This is a genomic window from Shewanella sp. GutDb-MelDb, from assembly GCF_002836075.1.
GTDB lineage: Bacteria > Pseudomonadota > Gammaproteobacteria > Enterobacterales > Shewanellaceae > Shewanella.
Map to the genome: position 1 here is coordinate 1 of NZ_PJBM01000111.1, position 21,689 is coordinate 21,689.

The following is a 21,689-nucleotide window of genomic DNA, read 5'->3' on the forward strand; positions in this document are numbered from 1 at the left end:
AACAGCTGAATCTATTAAAGATTTTCGATATTTCGTTCTTGCTCACTTCGTAAAAATGCTGTAACAATGGTGTTACCTGTACGCTAACAGTATGTTGGCTATCAATTCCAATAACAAAAGAATCCAGCAGGTTACGGAGAGAAGCTAAAATGAAAAAGGTTAAAAACGGCTTTAACAAGTCGACGCTCGCTTTGGGGATAGTTGCGGCGCTCGGATTTGGCATATCAACAAGTGCTAATGCAGTCTCATTTAATTGGGGCGAAGTAGAGGGAACATTTGATTCGACCTGGACTGCTGGTGCGAGTTGGCGAGTTGCAGAGCGAGATTGGAACAATCAGATTGGTAAGGTTAACCAACCGCAATTTGATTGGGCTGGTTATTCGGCGTTTGGTAATACCAAATACAGCTCTGCTGAGATTTGGGCCCAACCAGGTTCCTATTCAAGTAACGGTGATTTGAGTAATTTACTGTATTCGCAAGGCGACACCACTTCTGAAATATTTAAAGGTCTGCACGAACTATCTTTAAAGTACAAGAATTTCGGTGTTTTCGCGCGTGGTATGTACTTTTATGATCGTAAGCTCAATGACGGTAACTATGACTTTAATGACCCGCTAACGGGTAAAGAATTTGATCCTTGTGAAGATAGCAAGGCATCAGAAGTTCAGTGTAAAGACATTCGCTTACTTGATGCGTTCGTTTACGCTGATTTCGATTTTAATGATGGTGCTAATCCACTATCCATCCGTGTCGGTAATCAAGTGGTTTCTTGGGGTGAAAGTACCTTAATTGCTCACGGTATCGGATCGATTAACGCAGTTGATTTAAACATCTTGAATGCCCCAGGTGCTGAGCTTAAAGAAGCTTTTAGGCCTCAGGGCATGGTGTGGGCATCTTTTGGGATAACCGATGACTTGTCAGTCGAAGGTTTTTATCAATATGATTGGCAGCCAATTTGGGTACCTACACCTGGGTCTAGTTTCTCAAGTAATGACTTTGCCGGTTATGGCGGTTATAACCAAAATGCCCAGTTAGGCTTTAACTCAAATCCTGACATGAACCTTGATTTCCTTTTGTCTGAGTATAATACGCTAGTGGGTATGGTTGGCTCTGGACAAGTAGATGGTGCAACTCTAGCTCAGCTTGCATTAGCTTATCCGACTAAGGCCACCTTGGTTGAAGATGATGCTTCAGCCAGTGATGATGGCCAATGGGGTGTTAAACTTGGTTATTACGCGCCTCAACTGGGTGAAACCGAATTTGGCTTGTACTACATGAATTATCACAGCCGTCGTCCACTGATTAGTGGTACCACGGCTAATTTCAATGCAGATGCGATAGGCAGAGACTTACAACGCCTAGGTGGAAAAGCGCAGTCAGGCGAAATGATGACGCGTGAAGACCTATTGGCACTGGAAACCTTTTCAAAAGCACAAATTGTTTATCCTGAAGATATTCAGTTAATGGGCTTTAGCTTTAACACGCTTGTGGGTGACACCTCTGTAGCGGGTGAAATTGCCCATCGCTTAGATGAGCCGCTGCAGATTGATGATGTTGAATTGTTGTTTGCAGCAATGCCACAGCAACTCGCAAATGCGGGTTTACGCCCCGATTTGGACGGTATTTCACAAGTTGAAAATTATGGTCCGGGTCAATATGCTGAAGGTTTTATCCGTTTAGATACCACTCAAGCTCAAACAACCTTTACCCATCTATTTGGTCCAACATTGGGCACCGATAATCTGACGATGCTGGCTGAAATTGGTGGCGTTTGGATCCATGATATGCCGAGCTTTGATGAGCTTCGCTTAAATGGACCTGGCACCGCTCGTTCAGGTGGTAACCCTGATATGCCTGGCATTATTGAAGCAGTGCATAACGGTCCAGAAACCAATCCATTCCCAACCGATTTTGCTTGGGGTTATCGTTTAGTGGCTAAGGTTGACTATAACAACGTGTGGGGTGGAGTAAACATCGCACCGAGAGTGATTTTCTCTCACGATGTTGATGGTATTACACCCGATCCAATGTTCCTCTTTACTGAAGGTAAGAAGTCGGTTGCTTTAGGCGTCAACTTCGATTACCAAAGTCGCTGGAGCGCTGATGTCTCTTACAACGCTTTCTTTGGCGGCGTAGGAACGACTAATACTATGGCTGATCGAGACTATGTGTCGTTCAACATTAAGTACTCAATCTAAATCACAAGGACAATAAAAATGAAAAATCTTGCGATATTGTCTGCAGCAGTCATTCTGGCTTTAGGCGCAACCAGCGCTTTAGCAAAAGTATCTGATGCAGAAGCAGCCAAATTAAGTACTGAGTTTACGCCACTCGGCGCTGAGAAAGCAGGTAATAAAGATGGATCTATCCCAGCTTGGGATGGTGGGATCACTGAACCTGTTGCGGGTTACAGTAAAGGCATGCATCACCCAGATCCGTTTCCAGCAGATAAAATTGAATTTACCATTACTAATGCTAACAAAGATAAATACAAAGCATTTTTAAGCGACGGTCAAATCAAGCTTTTTGAGCTTTATCCTGAAACTTTTAAAATGAATGTTTATCAAACGCGTCGCTCAGCGTCTGTGCCACAGTTTGTATACGATGCGACTTTGGCTAACGCGACACGCGCCGAGTTAATTGATGGTGGTAACGGTATTACGGGGGCATCTATTGGTATTCCGTTCCCAATGCCTGCAAGTGGTTTGGAAGTGATTTGGAACCATGTGCTGCGTTTTCGCGGCGTAGATATTAAAACCTCTCGTAGTCAAGCCGCACCAACAGCAGGTGGTAGTTACACACTGGTTGAGACCGGTGAAGAGATCCGTTTTCAATATTCTCGTCCAGAGATGACATTGGATAAACTCGCAAAAGAAAATACGCTGTTTTTCTTTAAACAAGTGGTGATTCAGCCAGCTCGTTTAGCGGGTACTGCACTGCTTGTAAAAGAAACAATGGACCAAGAGAAGTTGCCACGCCAAGCATGGACTTACAACACGGGTCAACGTCGTGTACGTAAAGCGCCAAATGTGGCATTTGACACGCCAGGCACGGTTTCTGATGGACTAAGAACGACAGATGATTTTGATATGTTTAACGGGTCGCCAGTGCGTTACAACTGGGAGTTGGTCGGCAAGCAAGAGTTATATATTCCTTATAACGATTATAAGCTGCATTCCGATAAGATTACCTATGATCAAATCATCACTCCAGGTCATATCAATCCAGAGTTTGTTCGTTACGAAAAACATCGTGTATGGGTTGTTAAAGCAACGCTAAAAGAAGGTATGCGTCATATCTATAAAGCGCGTACTTTTTACATTGATGAAGACTCGTGGCAGGTATCGGTAGCTGATATCTATGACAACCGAGATGAGCTTTACCGTGTGGCAATTGCTCATGGATTGAACTACTACGAAGTACCAACTCAGTGGAGTACTTTAGAAGTATTTCATGACTTACAGTCTCGTCGCTATATTGCAATGGGTCTAGATAATGAAGGCCGTATGTACGACTTTGATGCAAAATTGAGTGAAAGTAATTTCACTCCCGCTGCACTAAGACGCGCTGGTATTCGTTAACCCACTTAAAGAGGGGCGCTTTGCCCCTCTTATATTTAAAGGAAGTCTGTATGTCGTTTAGCATGCTTCGATTTATCTCTCTTTTGAGTATCGCCAGTATTTTTAATTCTTCTGCTTTATTAGCGCAAGAACAAACCCTAGAACAACAAATTCAACCCCTTGCTATCCATTCGTTAGTCCTCGATATTGTTCAATACGGTAATACTTTGGTTGCGGTTGGCGATCGTGGCCACGCATTTGTTTACGATAAAAAATGGCAGCAAGTCAACACTCCTACATTTGCTCTATTAACCAAAGTTTTTTTTGTATCTGAAGATGAAGGTTGGGCAGTTGGCCATGATGCTACGATAATTCATACCGAAGATGGCGGCTTGACTTGGCAGTTACAGATGCAGGCCCCTGAAATTGAAAAACCTTTTTTAGATCTACACTTTTTTGATAAAGATAAAGGTATTGCAATCGGTGCTTATGGTCTTTTTTATCGTACAAATGACGGCGGTAAAAATTGGATCAGTGAGTACCATCAAGAGCTTCTGTTTGAAGAGGATGTCGCTTATCTTGAAGAGTTAAAAGCAGAAGATGAAGCACTGTATTTGTCAGAGCGTAACAGCTTGCTACCGCATTTTAATCGCGTGGTGTCTGTTTCGAATGAGCTACTCATTATGGTAGGCGAACTGGGGCTAGTCGCCATATCGAGCGATAAAGGTGTCCATTGGCAGAAAAATGATTTTCCCTACGAAGGCTCACTCTTTAATGTAAGTGTCGTCGATAATAGTGTTTATGTTATGGGGCTTAGAGGGCATCTTTTTAAGTCAAATAAAGACTTCGCGACATGGCAGGAAATTATGTTGCCTGTCGACTCGACAATTAATGCAGGGATCCTTTTAGAGGGTTCTGTGTTGCGTCTAGTTGGTAATGCTGGCGTTATTATTGATGTTACGGAAAACGGTGACGCGCAACTGGTTGAACAACGACAGGGCGAAAATCTAGTCGCAATTGCTAAAGACTCCACGGGTATGTTGTGGGTTGCAGGCAATAAAGGTCTCATCAAGTTAGAACAAAAATAATAGGACCTGACTTATGTTAGATAAACTCGTAAATGGCATTGAAACCTATCTTTTCAGGCATCGCGCTTTCGTTATTTTCTTATTTATAATCACCACTCTTTTTTTAGGTTTGCAAGCAAGCAATCTGAAAATGGATGCGGCATTTGTTAAAAATATTCCGCTAAACCACAGTTATATGAAAACCTATTTAAAACACCAAAAGCAGTTTGGTGGAGCCAATAGCGTTATGGTGGCGGTTGAAGACACTAGCGGAAATATCTTTAACGCGAACTTTTTTGATGCACTCAAAAATGTTCACGATCAGCTATTTTTTATCCCTGGTGTTGATAGGGCACAGGTTAAATCGCTATTTTCCCCATCGACTCGTTTTACTGAGGTGGTCGAAGATGGTTTTGCCGGTGGTCCCGTTATACCTGCAGACTTTACGACGACTGATCAAGGCTTAGCTATCGTTCGGGGCAATATTGAGAAAGCGGGAGTCGTCGGTCGACTTATTGCTGAGGATTATTCTGCAGCAATGGTGAGTGCTCAGTTAATGGATTTCGATCCTCAAACCGGTAAGCCTCTTGATACGTTAGCGATTGCAGAGCAGTTAGAGCAGGAGCTAAGAGCTCAATACGAAACTGATGATATAAAAATTCATATTATCGGTTTTTCTAAAATGGCTGGCGACGTTGCTGAAGGTGCAAAAGGCGTATTACTATTTTTCTTAATCGCAATTGTTGTCACCGCGATTATGGTTTACTTTTTCTCTAAATCAATCGTGCTGACTCTATTACCGCTTGTTTGTAGTCTTACCGCAGTTGTTTGGCAGCTTGGTTTATTAACGGTTGTTGGCTTTGGTTTAGATCCCATGTCTATCTTGATACCGTTTTTGGTCTTTGCGATAGGCGTAAGTCATAGTGTACAGATGATTAATGCGGTCAAGCGTAGGGTCAATGATGGGCACAGTACTAAAGCTGCGGCGGCGCTAGCGTTTAGAAGTTTATTGATCCCCGGCGGCGTGGCTCTCCTATCAGATACGATAGGATTTATGACGCTACTGACGATTGATATTGGCATTATTCGCGAACTGGCTATTTCAGCCTCTCTTGGTGTCGCGGTCATTATTCTGACCAACCTCATTTTGTTGCCACTTGTTATTTCTTATACGCAAGTTCAGGCGCAAAAGAACACTGCACCTGTTAAAGCCAATAATATTTGGGTCAAGCTGTCAAAGTTTGCAACGCCTAAATATGCAATATGGGTTTTACTCATTACAGCTGGTTTATATGCTGTTGGTTTACAACAAGCGAACAAAATGAAAATAGGTGATCTTCAAGGCGGCGCTCCTGCACTGCACTTAGATTCTCGATATAATCAGGATACTTTTTTCATTACCGATAAGTTTACAATTACCACCGATGTAATGACTATTATCGTAGAAGCATTCCCTGAAGCTTGTACCTACCACTCAGTATTAACGCAAATTGATGAATTTGAGTGGCAATTGAGTAACACTGCTGGTGTTGAATCAACGGCAAGTCTGGCCTCTGTCGCTAAAAGAGTAAACGCTGGCTTTAATGAAGGTAATCCTAAGTGGCAAGTCTTGCCTAGAAACACAGCCAGTCTTGTGCAAGCAGTAGGGCGGGTGCCAACAACTTCAGGTTTATTGAACAGCGATTGTTCTGTTATGCCGGTGTATCTTTTCTTAAAAGATCACAAAGCAGAAACCATTGAAGTCGTTATTAATAAGGTCAATCAACTGCAACAGCAGATGAATAATGAGCAGCTTACCTTTAGGTTAGCATCGGGTCCTGTTGGCGTGATGGCTGCAACTAACGAAGCGGTTGCTGAAGCGCAGCTGCCAATGATGCTTTACGTCTATGGTGCCGTATTTGTGTTGTGCTTAATTAGCTTCCGTTCTTTACGGGCAACCATTGCGGTTATTTTACCTTTGTATGTGGTATCAACCTTAGCGCAAGCATTGATGACTCAGCTCGATATTGGTCTTGCGGTAAGTACATTACCGGTTATTGCCTTAGGCGTCGGCATCGGTGTTGATTACGGGATTTATATTCTATCGACGATGGCGGTAAGATTAAGAGATGGCATGCCAGTTCAACAAGCCTATTACGAGGCGTTAGTAGAGCGAGGCAGTGCGGTTATCTTTACCGGTTTAACACTTGCGATAGGGGTGAGTACTTGGTTCTTCTCTGCCCTTAAATTCCAAATGGACATGGGTATTTTGCTCACCTTCATGTTTTTGGTGAATATGCTAGGTGCTATCATTATCCTACCGGCGATAGCCGCGGTATTTTGGCGGCAACCCAAGTAAATGAAACAAGAAGAGAAGCTAAAGCTTCTCTTTTTTTTTGCATAAAAAAACGCTATCAGCGATTGTTATTTCACCAGACAGCCAGAAAAGCTGCTAAGCAATGTTTTAAGGAGGCTCTACCACTAAAATAGTTCTCGAATTATGGCAGGTTTAGTAATAGACTTCGCGCTATGACCTAGGTCACAGAAAAAGGCTCAGGTCAGATTTGAAGCATCCATAAAAATATAAAAGAGCTGCCATAGCCCCCTAAGGAATCACCAACATGGCCTTGAAAGATGCAATGCCTTCAGTACTACTAGAAAATGTCGTTAACCTTATTAATTCAAAAGTGCCTCATTCACACGCAAAACAAGTAGAACAGTTTGCTACTTGCCTATACGCGCATATGTCGAAAGACGATCTCAATGCCCGTAATGACAGTGACCTTTATGGTGCTGTTTTGAGTCAGTGGAATGCCCTTAATAAAACCTCCGTTGGGGAAGGGCACATTCGTGTGTTTAACCCGAGCCAATCGAAGCATGGTTGGGAATCGACCCATTCGATCATTGAGATCATTCAACCCGATATGCCTTTCCTAGTCGATTCTGTCGGCATGGCTATTAATCGACTCGGTATTACGGCGCACATGATGCTCCATACCCCAATGGCTATTGAGCGCAAAGATGGCTCAGTCATTCAAGTCAGTTATAGCGCTGACGAACAAGCTGATGTTGATAAAGTTGCCGTCTTTTTGATTGAAATTGATAGACAGAGTAGCGAAGCGGATATTAAAGCCTTAACCAAAGAGATTGAGTCGATAATTGCGGACGTCGCAATATCGGTCAAAGATTGGAATGCAATGTCGGCCAAGTTGGGCGAGACGATTACTGAACTGGCTAACCGTCCTTATCCTGGTACTAAAGCAGAGTTAAGTGAAGCGACCAAATTTCTCGATTACCTCAATAACCACCACTTTACCTTATTAGGTTACAGACGTTACGATTTACGTAAAGTGGAAGGTGATTTAGAACTAGTTGCAGATAAGACAACAAGCTTGGGCTTGATGACTAAATCGGCAAAAACTAATACTGAAACTGGTCTATTACTGTCTAACTTCTCTGAAAGTGCCCGCAAAGAAGCGCTTGATACAAGTTTGTTGGTATTGACTAAAAGTAGTGAAAAGAGCCGAGTTCATCGTCCAGCCTATGTCGATTATATTGGTGTTAAGCGTTTTGACGATAATGGTAATGTTATTGGCGAAGATCGTTTTATCGGTTTGTACGCCTCTAACTTATATAACCGTAGCCCGCGTGAGATCCCATTGCTTGCAGAGAAAGTACAGCGCGTGCTTGACCGTTCAGGACTAACACCTCGTTCTCACGATTATAAAGCATTAATGCATATTCTTGAGACGTTACCCCGTGATGAGTTAATCCAGGCAAATGTAGAAGAACTAGCCCGTATTGCACACGGTGTACTTGAGATGCAAGACCGAGACAAGCTAAAATTATTTGTCAGAAAAGATGGCTTTGGTCGATTCTTATCTTGCTTAGTATATGTGTCTAAAGACCGTTACAACACTAAGCTACGTGAAGATACCCAACGGATTTTAGCTCAGCATTTTAATAGTAGTGAAGATGTTGAGTTTACAACATATTTCTCAGAGTCAACCTTGGCTCGTACTCATTACATTATCAAAGTTGATAACAATAATATGGATGTTGATGTGGCAGCGATAGAGAATAATTTGACTGAAGCAGCTCGTTCTTGGGAAGACAAACTGGGCAGTGCTTTAATTAGTGCTCAAGGTGAAGAAATTGGCACAAGCTTGGTTAAGCGCTACGTAAATGCGTTTCCTCGTAGCTATAAAGAAGATGTACTACCCAGTTCTTCTGTCGTTGATATTCAACAGCTTGAAGCATTAGATGACAATCATAAACTGGGCATGCTGTTTTATCAGCCACAGGAAACGGCGCTTAAAAATAGTAAAGTGCGTTTAAAGTTATTCCATAAAGATGAACCGATCCACCTTTCTGACGTGTTACCTATGTTGGAAAACTTTGGCTTACGTGTCATTAACGAACGTCCATATGAAGTCATCAATGCTGACGGTGCGACTTATTGGATCCTAGATTTCCTCATGACAACACAAGCTGTTGCCACTGACAATTTAGCTGATAGCCAAGAGCGATTCCAAACTGCACTGTCGCAAGTGTGGAAAAAAGAGCTTGAAGATGATGGTTTTAACCGCTTGATACTATCAACCGGTTTGACGGGTCGTGAAGTGTCTGTATTGCGAGCTTACGCTAAATACATGCGTCAAATTGACTCTACCTTTAGCCAAGCTTACATCGAAGAAACGTTTTCTAGCTATCCTCAAATAGCTGATTTACTCGTTAAAATGTACATTCGAAAATTTAATCCAAAGTTGAAGACGCGTACACTAAACAAGTTTATTGAGCAGATCGATCTTCGCCTCGATGACGTTTCAAGCTTAGATGACGACAGAATTATTCGCCGCTATCTTGATTTAATCAATGCAACAAATCGTACTAACTTCTATCAAGTTAGTGCTTTAGGTAGCGCAAAATCATATATCTCCTTCAAGTTCGCACCAGAACTTATCCCTGAGATGCCAAAGCCATTACCTAAGTTTGAAATCTTCGTTTATTCACCTCGGGTTGAAGGTGTACATCTACGTGGCGGTAAAGTGGCTCGTGGTGGATTGCGTTGGTCTGACAGAAGAGAAGATTTCCGAACTGAAGTGCTTGGCCTTGTAAAAGCACAGCAAGTTAAGAATACGGTAATTGTTCCTGTGGGTGCTAAAGGCGGTTTTGTTTGTAAGCAACTGCCAACAGACGGCGGCCGTGAAGCCTTTTTTGCCGAAGGACAAGAGTGCTATCGTCTATTCATTCGTGGCTTACTCGACATTAGCGATAACATTATTAATGGCGAACTTGTAGCCCCTATAAATGTGGTTCGACACGATGAAGATGATCCATATTTAGTCGTTGCAGCCGATAAAGGTACGGCGACTTTCTCAGATATTGCCAACGAAATCGCTGACGAATACAACTTCTGGCTTGGCGATGCGTTCGCTTCTGGTGGTAGTAACGGTTATGACCATAAGAAGATGGGAATTACAGCACGTGGTGCATGGGAATCTGTTAAACGTCATTTCCGTGAAATGGGCGTTAATTGCCAAACAACAGACTTTAGCTGTTTAGCTGTCGGCGACATGGCAGGTGATGTATTTGGTAATGGCATGTTGTTGTCTAAGCATATTCGCTTAGTTGCTGCTTTCAACCACATGCATATCTTTATTGACCCTAATCCTGACGCTGTTAGCAGCTATGTCGAACGTGAGCGTTTATTCGCATTACCTCGTTCAAGCTGGGAAGATTACAACGCTGAGTTAATCTCGAAAGGTGGCGGAATATTCCTGCGTTCTGCGAAGTCTATTCCACTCTCTGCAGAAATGAAGAAGATGTTAGGCACTCAAAAAGCCTCAATGCCCCCCCTTGAGTTACTCAAAGAGTTACTCAAAATGCAGGTTGATTTGATCTGGAATGGCGGTATTGGCACTTATGTTAAGGCCACAAGAGAAACACATGCAGAAGTTGGCGATCGCGCCAATGATTCTATCCGTGTTAACGGTAACGAAGTTCGAGCCAAAGTTGTTGGTGAAGGCGGAAACTTAGGCTGTACTCAATTAGGTCGTATTGAATATTGCGCTAATGGCGGCCGCATGAATACCGACTTTGTTGATAACGTGGGTGGTGTTGATTGCTCTGATAACGAAGTAAACATTAAGATTTTACTTAATGCGTTAGTCGCTGATGGCGAAATGACCGTTAAACAACGTAACCGCTTGTTAGTAGATATGACGGATGAAGTTAGCCGTATCGTTCTGCAAGACTGTAAAGATCAGACGCGTACTATCTCTGTTACTCAGGTGCGTGGTGCTGAGCAATTAAAAGATCAAATTCGTTTTATCCATTACCTCGAAAAAGAGGGTAAGTTGGACAGAGCGCTTGAGTTCTTACCTAATGAAGACGAGCTTGCTGATCGTTTAGTTAATGGCAAGTCACTGACTCGTCCAGAGCTTTCTGTACTCGTTGCTTACGCTAAGATGGTGCTTAAAGAGCAATTGTTGACCGTTGAAATCACGGAAGATAGCTTCTTAAGTCAGTTATTGGTTGCCTATTTCCCGCAGCAACTTCAAGAAAAGTACACGGTCAATATGGCGGCTCATCCACTGCGCGGTGAAATTATTGCTACTTCATTAGCGAATGAACTCGTTAATGACATGGGTCTTAATTTTGTTCAACGTATGCAAGATGAGACAGGTGCCTCAGTAGCTGAAGCTGCCATTTGTTACACTATGGCTCGCGAAGTGTTTGGTTTGGCTGATTTAACTAAATCAATTACTGATCTAAATGGCATTATCCCAGCTGTTGTACAGTGCGAAATGTTACATCAGTTACGACGCAATATTCGTCGTGCTAGCCGTTGGTTCTTACGTCATCGTAACCGTAACCTAAATATTGAACAGACTATTGAATTCTTTAGACCCGTCTTTGATGAGCTTAAAGCAAATGTGCATCAATATATGGTTAACGATGAAGTTGCAGGCATACGCGCAGAGTCTGATGCACTGATTAAAGAAGGTGTACCAGAAGATGTAGCGATGGTCGTGGCTAACGTGAGCACGTTATTCTCCGCGTTAGATATTGCACAAATTTGTGATCTCGAGGCCAAGCCAGTTCCCTTGGTTGCGGAAACTTACTTTAAGTTAGGCGCTAGTGTTGATCTACATTGGTTCCTCGAACAAATTAGTGCACAACCGGTAACGAATCATTGGCAAGCACTGGCAAGAGCTGCATTTAGAGAAGAGCTTGATTGGCAACAGCGTTCACTGAGTTCAGTTGTCTTGAGAACTTGTACTGAAAGCTGTGATGCTAGCAAGATCATTTCAGAATGGATTGAATCAAATCAAGGCTTGTTGGAACGATGGTTCCATATGCTGGCTGATTTCAAGACTTCGCAAAGCCATGAGTTTGCTAAGTTCTCTGTAGCCCTACGTGAACTTAATCTTTTGATCCTTCATTGTGAAGGTCAAAAGTAATCTGATATAAATCAGAAGCCCTGGCAAATGCCGGGGCTTTTTTCGGTCTAGGAGAAAACATGTTTTATAAAATCGCACAAAAGTTCATGTTTCAGATGGATCCTGAATTGGCGCATAATTTCGCTATCGGCAGTTTAAAATCCACAGGCAATTCACCACTAAACTGCTTCTATGCGCAAAAGATAAAACCTGCACCAGTCACTATGATGGGCCTGACATTTCCAAATCCAGTCGGCTTAGCGGCGGGAATGGATAAAGATGGTGAATGTATTGATGCATTTTATGCGATGGGATTTGGTCACGTTGAAGTCGGTACCGTTACGCCACGTCCTCAAGCAGGTAATGACCAACCCAGGTTGTTTAGACTTAAACCTGCTAAAGCGATTATTAATCGTATGGGTTTTAACAACAAAGGCGTAGATAGTCTGGTTGAGAACCTGAAAGCGGTTAAATCAGCAGCAATGGTCGGTGTGAATATAGGTAAGAACAAAGACACCCCCGTTGAGCAAGGAAAAGATGATTATTTGATCTGTATGGATAAAGTTTATCCATATGCAGCGTACATTGCGGTTAATATTTCTTCACCCAATACACCCGGTTTACGATCGCTACAATATGGTGATCTGCTCGATGATCTTTTAGGATCACTTAAGCAGAAGCAGAAGGATCTTGCAGAAAAGCATGGGAAATATGTACCAATAGCATTAAAAATCGCACCAGACCTTTCAATCGAAGAGATTGAAAAGATTGCAGATTCACTTATTCGTAATGAATTTGATGCGGTAATTGCCACCAACACAACCTTAACTCGTGATGGGGTTAGTGGTTTGCTCAATGCAAACGAAGCCGGTGGTTTAAGTGGTAAGCCACTGAATTCATTGTCGACAGTGGTAATAAAGCAATTGTCAGATTGTCTTAAAGGACAAGTGCCTATCATTGGGGTTGGTGGTATTAATAGTGCAGCCGATGCTTTGGATAAATTAGATGCGGGTGCTCAAATGGTGCAGATTTATTCTGGATTTATTTATCAAGGCCCACAATTAATAAAAGAAATTGTTGAAGCATACCGTATAAAATAACAGCAATAGCATGGTTGATTAATTAATCGATCATAAAACGATCATTTAGATCTCGCAATAGATCCAGGTGATCGTTTTTTGTTTTATATGATCGTAATGTTTAGTTTAAATTTATTTTGATATTGATGAAATTTTCATCTATTATTCAATTGTATCTAAATAAAGGTAAACATTATGTTATTAATGCCAAAAAGGGATTGGCAATGGGGATATAACGAAACATATGGTGTATTAACTGTTTCGTTAGGTCGTGATATGGAATTTCTATCACCTTATAAATTAAAGTCCCTAATACCTGATGCCAAAATTACAACTGAATTTAGCGTTGAGCATGCTAAGTTCTATATTGCTTTGGTTGACTGTTTATCAAGAACCCTTTCTCTAAACGATGCGCTTATCGTCCAAATAGCATTAAATGCTACTGCTGCACATTTTTTATTAAAACCACAAATGCCTAAGTCTTGGTTTTTCGAAGCATCACACGAATGTGTTTATAGCGATATAGGTAAGATTTTCCAACTGAGAACCTGTGAGCATAGTGTCTCAGCAATGGTTATTGAGTCAGGATTACAAGCATCGCTTATGATGATCTTATCCCCAGAATGCCGCTTAACGGATTCAAAACAATTGACTCAATTCGAAACTATTAAGGTTATGCATAATCGTTTAGCACCTTTAACTGTTGAGAGAAAAATAAACGTCGCATAATCAATATATGTATCAGCTTTAAAGTTGTAACTCGTTATTTTTTTCTCTATTTAATGCATAAAAAACCGGCAACTGATGTTATTCAGTTGCCGGTTTTTTAATACTGTAAGCTAGTGCTTTAATATGGTCATAAAAGTGGATTAACTTGTTGGGCAACTGATTTCGACAACGCTATTAATTAGAATTTCGTCTACTGGAGTATCATTTCCTTGAGTAGTAACAATACTAATTTGGTCAGCGACTTCCATACCACTAATCACCTGGCCAAATACCGCATAACCTGCACTCGAAGCTGATGCATTTAAGTGTGGGTTATCTAATATATTGATAAAAAATTGCGATGTAGCTGAGTTGGGATTATCGGTTCGTGCCATTGCAACTGTACCGCGTTCATTACTTATGCCAACACTCGCTTCGTTAATAATCGGGTCATTGGTAGGCTTAAAAACAAGCCCTGTGGTGAAACCTCCACCTTGGATCATAAAGTTGTTAATGGTTCGATGAAAAAGAGTGGCATTGTAAAAGCCTGTATCGACATACTCCTTAAAATTCTGTCCTGTAACCGGCATATTGGTTAGATCAACTGCCAGAGTCATATCGCCTTTAGTCGTTGACATTAAATAACACACATCTGCTTTTAGCTCTGGTACTACTTTTGGTGGCTCTGGGCTATCTGAACTCTCAGAGCCACAAGCGACAATGGTTAGACAGGCTAGTAGTGGGAACAGCTTTTTCATATTTAGACCTTATTATTATGGTTTGTAATTCAGAGCAAGGGTGAGGATCCATTTTGATGATTTATGTGGCGCATTTGTTGTGTTGGTGTTTTTTATGCAGTTTACATGCTACGGAGTTGTGAGCAATAGAGGATAGCGGCTAGTTACAAAGTGTTGCAGTTTTAGGCAGTTAGACAAATTATGTCTCAATGGTTAATCTGTGCTTTTATTGAACAGTTTGGCGCTTTTTTTTCCGTTACTGACACTAATCTATTTTAGGTTTTCATCGATTAATGCCTCGCACCTCATCGCAAAGCCCTGAAAAACACAAGCGTTTCATTGAAACTCCCACAATATATCGATTTTAAGACAATATCTTTTTATCATTTAGTGGCGCTTACAGGTATAATCACCAACTAATTTTTATTCAGTGTCTATCTATCGATGTTAAAATTTTTTGCTGCAGCTCCTCGGGGCTACGAATACGCGTTATCGCTTGAATTAGCGGAGCTTGGCGCTTCAGATATCAAAGAAAGTGTCGCGGGGGTTTATTTTTCTGCTTCTCTAGAACTTGGTTATCGGATCACCTTGTGGTCGCGACTAGCCAGCAGAATCATTTTAGTGATCTATAAAGGTCCGTGTGAATCTCCAGAACAGCTCTACAATGCCGCTTATGGTATTGACTGGCAGATGCAGTTCTCTAATCGTAGTACTTTCAGTGTTGATTTTCATGGCATGGGTGGTTTTATTAATAATACCCAATTTGGTGCTTTGAAGATTAAAGATGCGATTGTTGACCGTTTTCGTGATGATGATTTTGCGCGTCCCAATGTTGAAAAAATAGATGCAGACTACAAAATTGATGCACATTATCGCCGCGGTGAAATTACCCTCGGCATAAACTTCTCTGGGCCTGCATTGCACAAACGTGGCTACCGTTCAACAACGGGTGAAGCGCCGCTAAAAGAAAACCTCGCGGCAAACATGCTAGTACGCAGTGGCTGGAAAACGTCACCAGTTACCTTGCTCGATCCTTTTTGCGGTAGCGGTACAATCTTGATTGAAGCGGCTATGTTGGCATGTGATATTGCGCCAGGGATCCATCGAGAACGTTTTGGTTTTGAGAAGTGGTTACCTCATAACGATAAAGTATGGCAAGAACTACTCGATGAAGCGCGTGCACGTGCATCGATTGGTAAAACGCGTTGTAAAGTCAAGTTTTATGGCTCAGATATAGACTCAAGATTGGTCTCGTTGGCTAAGCATAATGCCGAAAATGCCGGCGTATCAGAGTTGATTAATTTTGATGTATGTGACGCGTTGAATGTAGCTCCTCCTGAGGCTAGCGGTTATTTAATTACTAACCCGCCTTATGGTGAAAGACTGGGTAATGTGACCTCTTTGCTACAGCTTTACTACCAACTAGGCGATAAGTTTAAAGCTGAGTTTGGTGGCTGGAGCTTGGCAATACTGAATAGCGATGTCGAACTGTTATCAGCGTTAAAGCTTAAAGCCGATAAACAGATGAAGATGAATAACGGCGCACTAGAATGTGCTTTCAATCTTTATACTGTCCACGCAGAGAACACTCGCCGAGTTGATCCGGCGAATATTCAAAGAGACGGTGATGTCAGTGACATTGCGGTACCTTTTGCTAATCGTCTTAAAAAGAACTTTAAACAGTTACAAAAGTGGGCCAAAAAAGAGGGTATCGACAGTTATCGTTTATATGATGCCGACATTCCTGAATACAATGTTGCTATCGATAAGTACCTCGACCACGTGGTTATTTATGAATACGCTGCGCCTTCTGAAATTCCTGAGTCAGTCTCAAAGCGTCGTCTAACCGATGTGCTTATTTCTTTGCCGCATGCGATAGGGATCGATCCAAATAATATTGTTTTGAAAACCCGTGAGCGCAAAAAGGGCACAACTCAATATGAAAAAGTCAGTGTAAACAAGCTTGAATTGATTACTACTGAGTACGGTGCAAAGTTTAAACTTAATCTTAAAGAGTACCTTGATACTGGATTATTTTTGGACCATAGGTTAACTCGTAAGTTGGTTGGCGAAAAATCTAAAGGTCGCAGTGTGTGTAATCTATTTGCTTACACCGGAACCGCTTCGGTTCATGCTGCAATGGGCGGCGCAACTTCGGTCACCACTGTTGATATGTCAAATACCTATATCAATTGGGCGAAAGAGAACTTTGCACTGAATGGTTTGAATGATGATAAATATCAGTTTGTTCAAGCTAACTGTTTACAGTGGATTAAACGTACTCATGACCGCTTTGACCTGATCTTTGTCGATCCACCAACCTTCTCAAATTCAAAGCGCATGGAAGACTCTTTCGATGTGTTGCGCGATCATGTTCCATTGCTCAGTAATTTAATCAAGCTACTTAACCCAGGCGGCGAGATTATTTTCTCGAACAATAAGCGTAAATTTAAGATGGAAATTGCGGATTTAGAAGCGGCTGGTATGAGTGTGAAAAACATTGATAACCAGACGCTACCACTCGATTATAAGCGTAATCCGCAGATCCATAATACCTGGCTTATTACGCATGCCGAGTAAGGCCTGTTCCATTATTTTATATCACACAGATGCCTGCCACCTGTGTGAACTTGCAGCAGGGTTACTTCAACAAACACAAGTAACCTTTGTTGCCCAAGATATTTGCAATAACGATCAATTAGCTGAAGTTTACGGCACTCGCATTCCTGTCATTAAAAAGACAGGGTGTAATAGTGAACTAAACTGGCCATTTGACCTCGAAGCATTAGAAGAATTTTTAGGAGCGTAAGTTGAGTTTAGTACGTATAAATAACGGCTCTTTAGCCTACGGTTATACCCCGTTATTAAAAAAAGCTGATTTCACAATTGAACCTGGTGAACGTGTTTGTATTGTAGGCCGAAATGGTACTGGTAAATCCAGTCTTATGAAGGTACTAAGTGGCGATGTACTGCTTGACGAAGGTGAATTTAATATTGCAACCGACGTCAAAGTCAGCCGCTTACAGCAAGATCCACCCAAAGCTGAGCAGGGAACTGTTTATGCTTATATTGCAGCAGGCTTAAAAGAGGTTGGTGAAAAACTAGAACGTTATCATCAGCTCTCTCATGATGTTGCAACAGCGTCTCCCAACGAAATGGATCGAATGCTGAAGCAGATGGAAAGGCTTCAAGGCGATATTGATCACTTAAATGGTTGGCAGTTAGACAGTCGTATTAACCAGAATTGCGAACTATTAGGCTTAGATGCGGATGCATCATTGTCCGAGTTATCGGGCGGTTGGCAGCGTAAAGTGGCTTTAGCACGTTCATTGGTTAGCGATCCAGATCTGTTATTATTAGACGAGCCCACTAACCATCTCGATATTGATACTATTGAATGGTTGGAACAGTTCCTACTCAGCTACCGAGGCGCTATCGTCTTTATCAGTCACGATAGAGGCTTTATTGATCGAATGGCAACTCGTATCGTTGATCTTGACCGCGGTATTGCTACCTCTTGGCCTGGCAGTTACCAAGCTTACATCACCGGTAAAGCGGAATGGTTACGAGTAGAAGCGGAGCAGAATGCTCATTTTGATAAAAAGCTTGCAGAAGAAGAGACGTGGATCCGTCAAGGCGTAAAAGCCCGTCGTACTCGAAATGAAGGACGCGTGCGCGCCCTTAAAGATCTTCGTGAAGAACGTATGGCACGTCTTAACCGTCAAGGTGGCGCTAAGATGGCTGTGGCGGACACTGACCGTTCGGGCAAGCTGGTATTTGATATTGAAAATTTAGAATACAACCTTCCTCACAAGAATCTGGTTAAGAACTTTAATTCAACCGTGATGCGTGGTGACCGAATTGCACTTATCGGTCCGAACGGTTGTGGTAAGTCAACGTTAGTTAAACTGCTTATTGGCCAGTTAGAAGCACAGTCTGGTAGTGTAAAAGTGGGTACAAAGCTAGAAATAGCTTATTTTGACCAATATCGTGAAGCTCTTGACCCTGAAAAAACGGTAGAAGAGAACGTTGGTGAAGGAAAGAAAACAGTCACGATTAATGGTCAAGACCGACATATTCTAAGTTATTTACAAGATTTCTTATTTTCACCTATGCGAGCACGAACACCTGTTAAAGCGTTGTCTGGCGGTGAAAAAAATCGTCTGTTACTCGCTCGGTTGTTGCTTCGTCCTGCAAATCTTATTATTCTCGATGAACCGACAAACGATCTAGATATCGAAACGTTGGAATTACTTGAGTCCTTACTTGCTGACTATAAAGGGACCTTGTTACTCGTCAGTCACGATAGAGCATTTATAGACAACACTGTAACGAGCAGTTGGTGGTTTACAGGTAATGGCGGTTGGAGTGAGTATGTTGGTGGTTACCAAGATGCGGTATCCCAGGGCGCTAAATTTTATTCTGAGGAACCTCAGGAGATAAAGAATGTCCAAACTGCAGTTGCTGAGAAAAAGCCAGTAGCGGTCGTGAAACCGGTAAAAAAATTATCGTTTAAAGTACAAAAAGAATTAGAATCATTACCTGCAATGATGGAAAAGTTAGAGCAGGAACTAGAAGCATTGCAAAGTATTATTAGTGGTCCTGACTTTTATGCTCAGGAACAAAAAACAGTAAATGAGAAGTTAAAGACTTTGTCCGATAAGGAAAGTCTACTTGAGAGTTACTTTGAGCGATGGGAAGAGCTCGAGTCATTGAAGTAAGCTAAAAATAAAAAAATGGGAAGTGAGTTCATGAAGTTTAAGTTGGAAAAAACCCTATCCTTAGTGGCTGTAGGCGTATTAAGCGTGCTTCAAGGTGCACAAGCTGCACCTGTATATGAAATAAAAAATATCGACGCGGATACGTTTAACCTAAATGGTACGATCGAAAATACCCGTAACGGTTATGGCATGTCGGTTAATAACAATAATGAAGCAGTTGGCGCCGCTAAGGGTAAAAAGAAACTCAATGTCGATGAAGGTGATGATGGTGTAATCGACATTGAAGACGGTGTTTCCGATGCTGAAACCATTACTTACTCCGTTAATTTGCCCATTCTAGCCAATAATTTCACGTTTACCTCAATTGAAAATGACGCAGCAACCCCTTGGTTGCCAACATTTGAAAGCGTAAACGGCACTACTGCACCGACTTTTCCAGAAGTTGATCCTGTTAACTCAGTTGATACTTTTTACTACGGCATTAATGATGCCAAAGTAAAAGTAGGCGAAATGACGGCTGCCGAACAAAAAGTAGATTACTCGGGCTCAAGCACGACCCAAGAGTATTGGTATTATCGTGAATATGAACAGCGTGGTTTTGTTAAATCTGGCACTGATACAGAAATTGCCTTAATTCCACCCTATTTTGAGTATGTTTCTAAGCAAGACAGTGGCGATGTTACGGTTAATGTGGGTGGTTTTTCGAGTGCGACGGCAGTCAATAGTGCCAATATGGTTACTGGCTATGCCAGTACTGATATTAGTAAAAACAGTGCCAGCATTATAGATTCATGTGTATCGAACAACAGCGAAACAGCTCCCACTGATATTTGTGTTCAGAATAGACAATATCCAAAGAGTAATGGCCTTAGAGATATACAATATCAAACACGCGGCTATGTTTGGCGTTACGACGCAGGTGCTATTACTGAGGAGTTTCTTTTACCTTTGGGACTCGAAACCACTAACGATGGCGTTTATATTGGCCAAGGTTTAGGGATCAATACTGAGGGTGTCGTTGCTGGCCGTTCACATGTTTACCGCAAAAATGATAAAGATAGATTGTATTTTGATGCCGCCTATTGGACTCAAGGTGCTGATGGTAGTTACCAATACAACTGGGTCGACGTCGATACAGTGAAAGATGTGACTTCATCTATCGCTTATGACATTAATGACAATGGTATATTGGTCGGTAGCTATAATAAGTATATAGAAGGTTATCGCAGAGATAAGTTCTTCTATATCGATACCAGTGATGCTAATGCTGAGCTGATAACCCCGTTTGATTTCTATAACAACGTGTCTGATCTGTCGAGTCGTGGTCGCGATATCAACAACAATGGGCAAGTCGTTGGTTATATTGAAACGACTCATGATAAAGAAAAACCGCGGCCAAAAGCGGGCTTCCTTTATGATATCGCCAAAGATGAGTTTACCAATCTGAATGAATTGTTGACTTGTGAGTCTAAAGGCTTCGAAAAAGACGATGCGGGTAAATGGATTCGCAATAAAGTTGAAGTTGAAGATGGCTCTGGAAAAACGTTAACTTACAACAGCGAAATCGTTATAGTTGAAGCTAACAGCATTAATGACAGTGGCACGATTGTTGGCACAGCCTTTATTCGTAAACCGTCGTATAAATTTGATACGGACGGTAACTTAGTTATTGGTGACAATGGATTACCATTCTTCGAGCTTAATGGTTATGGCGATCCAGTTACTTCTTTCTTACCTCGTATGATGGTTCTGCAGACTTCTGGTGCTGAAATTACTGATGAATGGAAAGCGGCTAACAACTGTATTGATGAAAGTGGCGAAAGTGGCGACTATGAAAGAAAAGGGGCGGCGAGCCTCGGATGGTTGTTAATGTTACCGCTGGTTTGGTTGAGACGCAGACGGAAATAGATGAGTAGACTAAATCGAGGCAAATGCCTCGATTTTTTTTATTTTTATTTTTATCCCACAACTCAATAGCTTAATATTTGACCGTCAGAATGGTCGCATTTTTTGATTGATCTCTACCGCAAAAAGTTTTATTCATAGTGCTGAAGCATTAGAGCTTCAATCATTATGGAAGAGAGGACGCTTGCATGAAGAGACAAAAAAGAGATCGATTAGACAGAGCTTTTTCGAAAGGTTTTCAGGCTGGAGTTGGGGGCCGTTCTAAAGAGATTTGTCCATATTCGACACTCGACTCAAAATCACAATGGCTTGGTGGTTGGCGAGAAGGTATTGATGATAGGTTAAGCGGTTTGTTTAATAAGTAACGTTTACCTAATATTAAACATGAAAAAAAGCCCTCATAGTTGAGGGCGTTGTTTATCTTATAATACTATAATTTGGCGCTTAGAAGCTTGAGGTGTCAGTAAAAATACCGACTTTTAAATCTT

Annotated in this window: 13 protein-coding genes; 12 read left to right on the forward strand and 1 reads right to left on the reverse strand. The window is 41.7% G+C overall.

Annotated elements, in window-relative coordinates:
• The first annotated feature begins 149 nt into the window (after window positions 1-149).
• The 7 genes from CXF82_RS02095 (at window position 150) to CXF82_RS02125 (ending at window position 13,859) form a co-directional block, all read left to right on the forward strand.
• Complete coding sequence (locus CXF82_RS02095; RefSeq protein ID WP_102043591.1) at window positions 150-2,198, forward strand: DUF1302 domain-containing protein; 2,049 nt, start codon at window positions 150-152, stop codon at window positions 2,196-2,198.
• An 18-nt stretch (window positions 2,199-2,216) separates the two neighbouring features.
• Window positions 2,217-3,581 (forward strand): DUF1329 domain-containing protein, encoded by a 1,365-nt coding sequence (locus CXF82_RS02100; RefSeq protein ID WP_101091030.1) that lies wholly within the window; start codon window positions 2,217-2,219, stop codon window positions 3,579-3,581.
• A 50-nt stretch (window positions 3,582-3,631) separates the two neighbouring features.
• On the forward strand, window positions 3,632-4,648 hold the full coding sequence (locus CXF82_RS02105) for a WD40/YVTN/BNR-like repeat-containing protein (RefSeq protein WP_101091029.1): 1,017 nt from the start codon (window positions 3,632-3,634) through the stop codon (window positions 4,646-4,648).
• A gap of 13 nt (window positions 4,649-4,661) precedes the next feature.
• Entirely contained in the window at window positions 4,662-6,965 is a 2,304-nt protein-coding gene (locus tag CXF82_RS02110; RefSeq protein ID WP_102040062.1) for an efflux RND transporter permease subunit, read from the forward strand.
• 262 nt (window positions 6,966-7,227) lie between these two features.
• A complete protein-coding gene (locus CXF82_RS02115; protein ID WP_102043592.1) occupies window positions 7,228-12,072 on the forward strand; it encodes an NAD-glutamate dehydrogenase in 4,845 nt (1,614 codons plus the stop codon).
• A gap of 59 nt (window positions 12,073-12,131) precedes the next feature.
• Entirely contained in the window at window positions 12,132-13,151 is a 1,020-nt protein-coding gene (gene pyrD, locus CXF82_RS02120) for a quinone-dependent dihydroorotate dehydrogenase (protein WP_102043593.1), read from the forward strand.
• A gap of 174 nt (window positions 13,152-13,325) precedes the next feature.
• Entirely contained in the window at window positions 13,326-13,859 is a 534-nt protein-coding gene (locus CXF82_RS02125; RefSeq protein ID WP_101091025.1) for a cell division protein ZapC, read from the forward strand.
• A 140-nt stretch (window positions 13,860-13,999) separates the two neighbouring features.
• Here the strand turns inward: CXF82_RS02125 and CXF82_RS02130 are convergent, their stop codons facing one another.
• A complete protein-coding gene (locus CXF82_RS02130) occupies window positions 14,000-14,596 on the reverse strand; it encodes a peptidylprolyl isomerase (RefSeq protein ID WP_102043594.1) in 597 nt (198 codons plus the stop codon).
• Window positions 14,597-15,019: 423 nt separating this feature from the next.
• On the opposite strand from CXF82_RS02130, the gene rlmKL reads away from it, so the two are divergent.
• The 5 genes from rlmKL (at window position 15,020) to rmf (ending at window position 21,566) form a co-directional block, all read left to right on the forward strand.
• A complete protein-coding gene (gene rlmKL / locus CXF82_RS02135) occupies window positions 15,020-17,155 on the forward strand; it encodes a bifunctional 23S rRNA (guanine(2069)-N(7))-methyltransferase RlmK/23S rRNA (guanine(2445)-N(2))-methyltransferase RlmL (protein ID WP_101091023.1) in 2,136 nt (711 codons plus the stop codon).
• Window positions 17,145-17,384: a glutaredoxin family protein gene (locus CXF82_RS02140; protein WP_101091022.1), complete on the forward strand. Its 240-nt coding sequence runs from the start codon at window positions 17,145-17,147 to the stop codon at window positions 17,382-17,384. The genes rlmKL and CXF82_RS02140 overlap by 11 nt, the downstream gene beginning before the upstream one ends.
• Before the next feature lies 1 nt (window position 17,385).
• Complete coding sequence (locus CXF82_RS02145; RefSeq protein WP_101091021.1) at window positions 17,386-19,296, forward strand: ABC transporter ATP-binding protein; 1,911 nt, start codon at window positions 17,386-17,388, stop codon at window positions 19,294-19,296.
• A gap of 30 nt (window positions 19,297-19,326) precedes the next feature.
• Window positions 19,327-21,204: a DUF3466 family protein gene (locus CXF82_RS02150; protein WP_101091020.1), complete on the forward strand. Its 1,878-nt coding sequence runs from the start codon at window positions 19,327-19,329 to the stop codon at window positions 21,202-21,204.
• 185 nt (window positions 21,205-21,389) lie between these two features.
• The gene (gene rmf / locus CXF82_RS02155; protein WP_101091019.1) at window positions 21,390-21,566 is read left to right on the forward strand and encodes a ribosome modulation factor; all 177 of its coding nucleotides are present in this window, start codon (window positions 21,390-21,392) and stop codon (window positions 21,564-21,566) included.
• Window positions 21,567-21,689: the final 123 nt, after the last annotated feature.

Excerpts from the sequence above, each read along its gene's own strand:
- pyrD (WP_102043593.1), top strand. The coding sequence starts at position 12,132 with ATGTTTTATAAAATCGCACAAAAGTTCATGTTTCAGATGGATCCTGAA.
- CXF82_RS02115 (WP_102043592.1), top strand. The coding sequence starts at position 7,228 with ATGGCCTTGAAAGATGCAATGCCTTCAGTACTACTAGAAAATGTCGTT.
- CXF82_RS02125 (WP_101091025.1), top strand. The coding sequence starts at position 13,326 with ATGTTATTAATGCCAAAAAGGGATTGGCAATGGGGATATAACGAAACA.
- CXF82_RS02140 (WP_101091022.1), top strand. The coding sequence starts at position 17,145 with ATGCCGAGTAAGGCCTGTTCCATTATTTTATATCACACAGATGCCTGC.
- CXF82_RS02095 (WP_102043591.1), top strand. The coding sequence starts at position 150 with ATGAAAAAGGTTAAAAACGGCTTTAACAAGTCGACGCTCGCTTTGGGG.
- CXF82_RS02100 (WP_101091030.1), top strand. The coding sequence starts at position 2,217 with ATGAAAAATCTTGCGATATTGTCTGCAGCAGTCATTCTGGCTTTAGGC.
- CXF82_RS02130 (WP_102043594.1), bottom strand. The coding sequence starts at position 14,596 with ATGAAAAAGCTGTTCCCACTACTAGCCTGTCTAACCATTGTCGCTTGT.
- CXF82_RS02105 (WP_101091029.1), top strand. The coding sequence starts at position 3,632 with ATGTCGTTTAGCATGCTTCGATTTATCTCTCTTTTGAGTATCGCCAGT.
- rmf (WP_101091019.1), top strand. The coding sequence starts at position 21,390 with ATGAAGAGACAAAAAAGAGATCGATTAGACAGAGCTTTTTCGAAAGGT.
- CXF82_RS02150 (WP_101091020.1), top strand. The coding sequence starts at position 19,327 with ATGAAGTTTAAGTTGGAAAAAACCCTATCCTTAGTGGCTGTAGGCGTA.
- CXF82_RS02110 (WP_102040062.1), top strand. The coding sequence starts at position 4,662 with ATGTTAGATAAACTCGTAAATGGCATTGAAACCTATCTTTTCAGGCAT.
- rlmKL (WP_101091023.1), top strand. The coding sequence starts at position 15,020 with ATGTTAAAATTTTTTGCTGCAGCTCCTCGGGGCTACGAATACGCGTTA.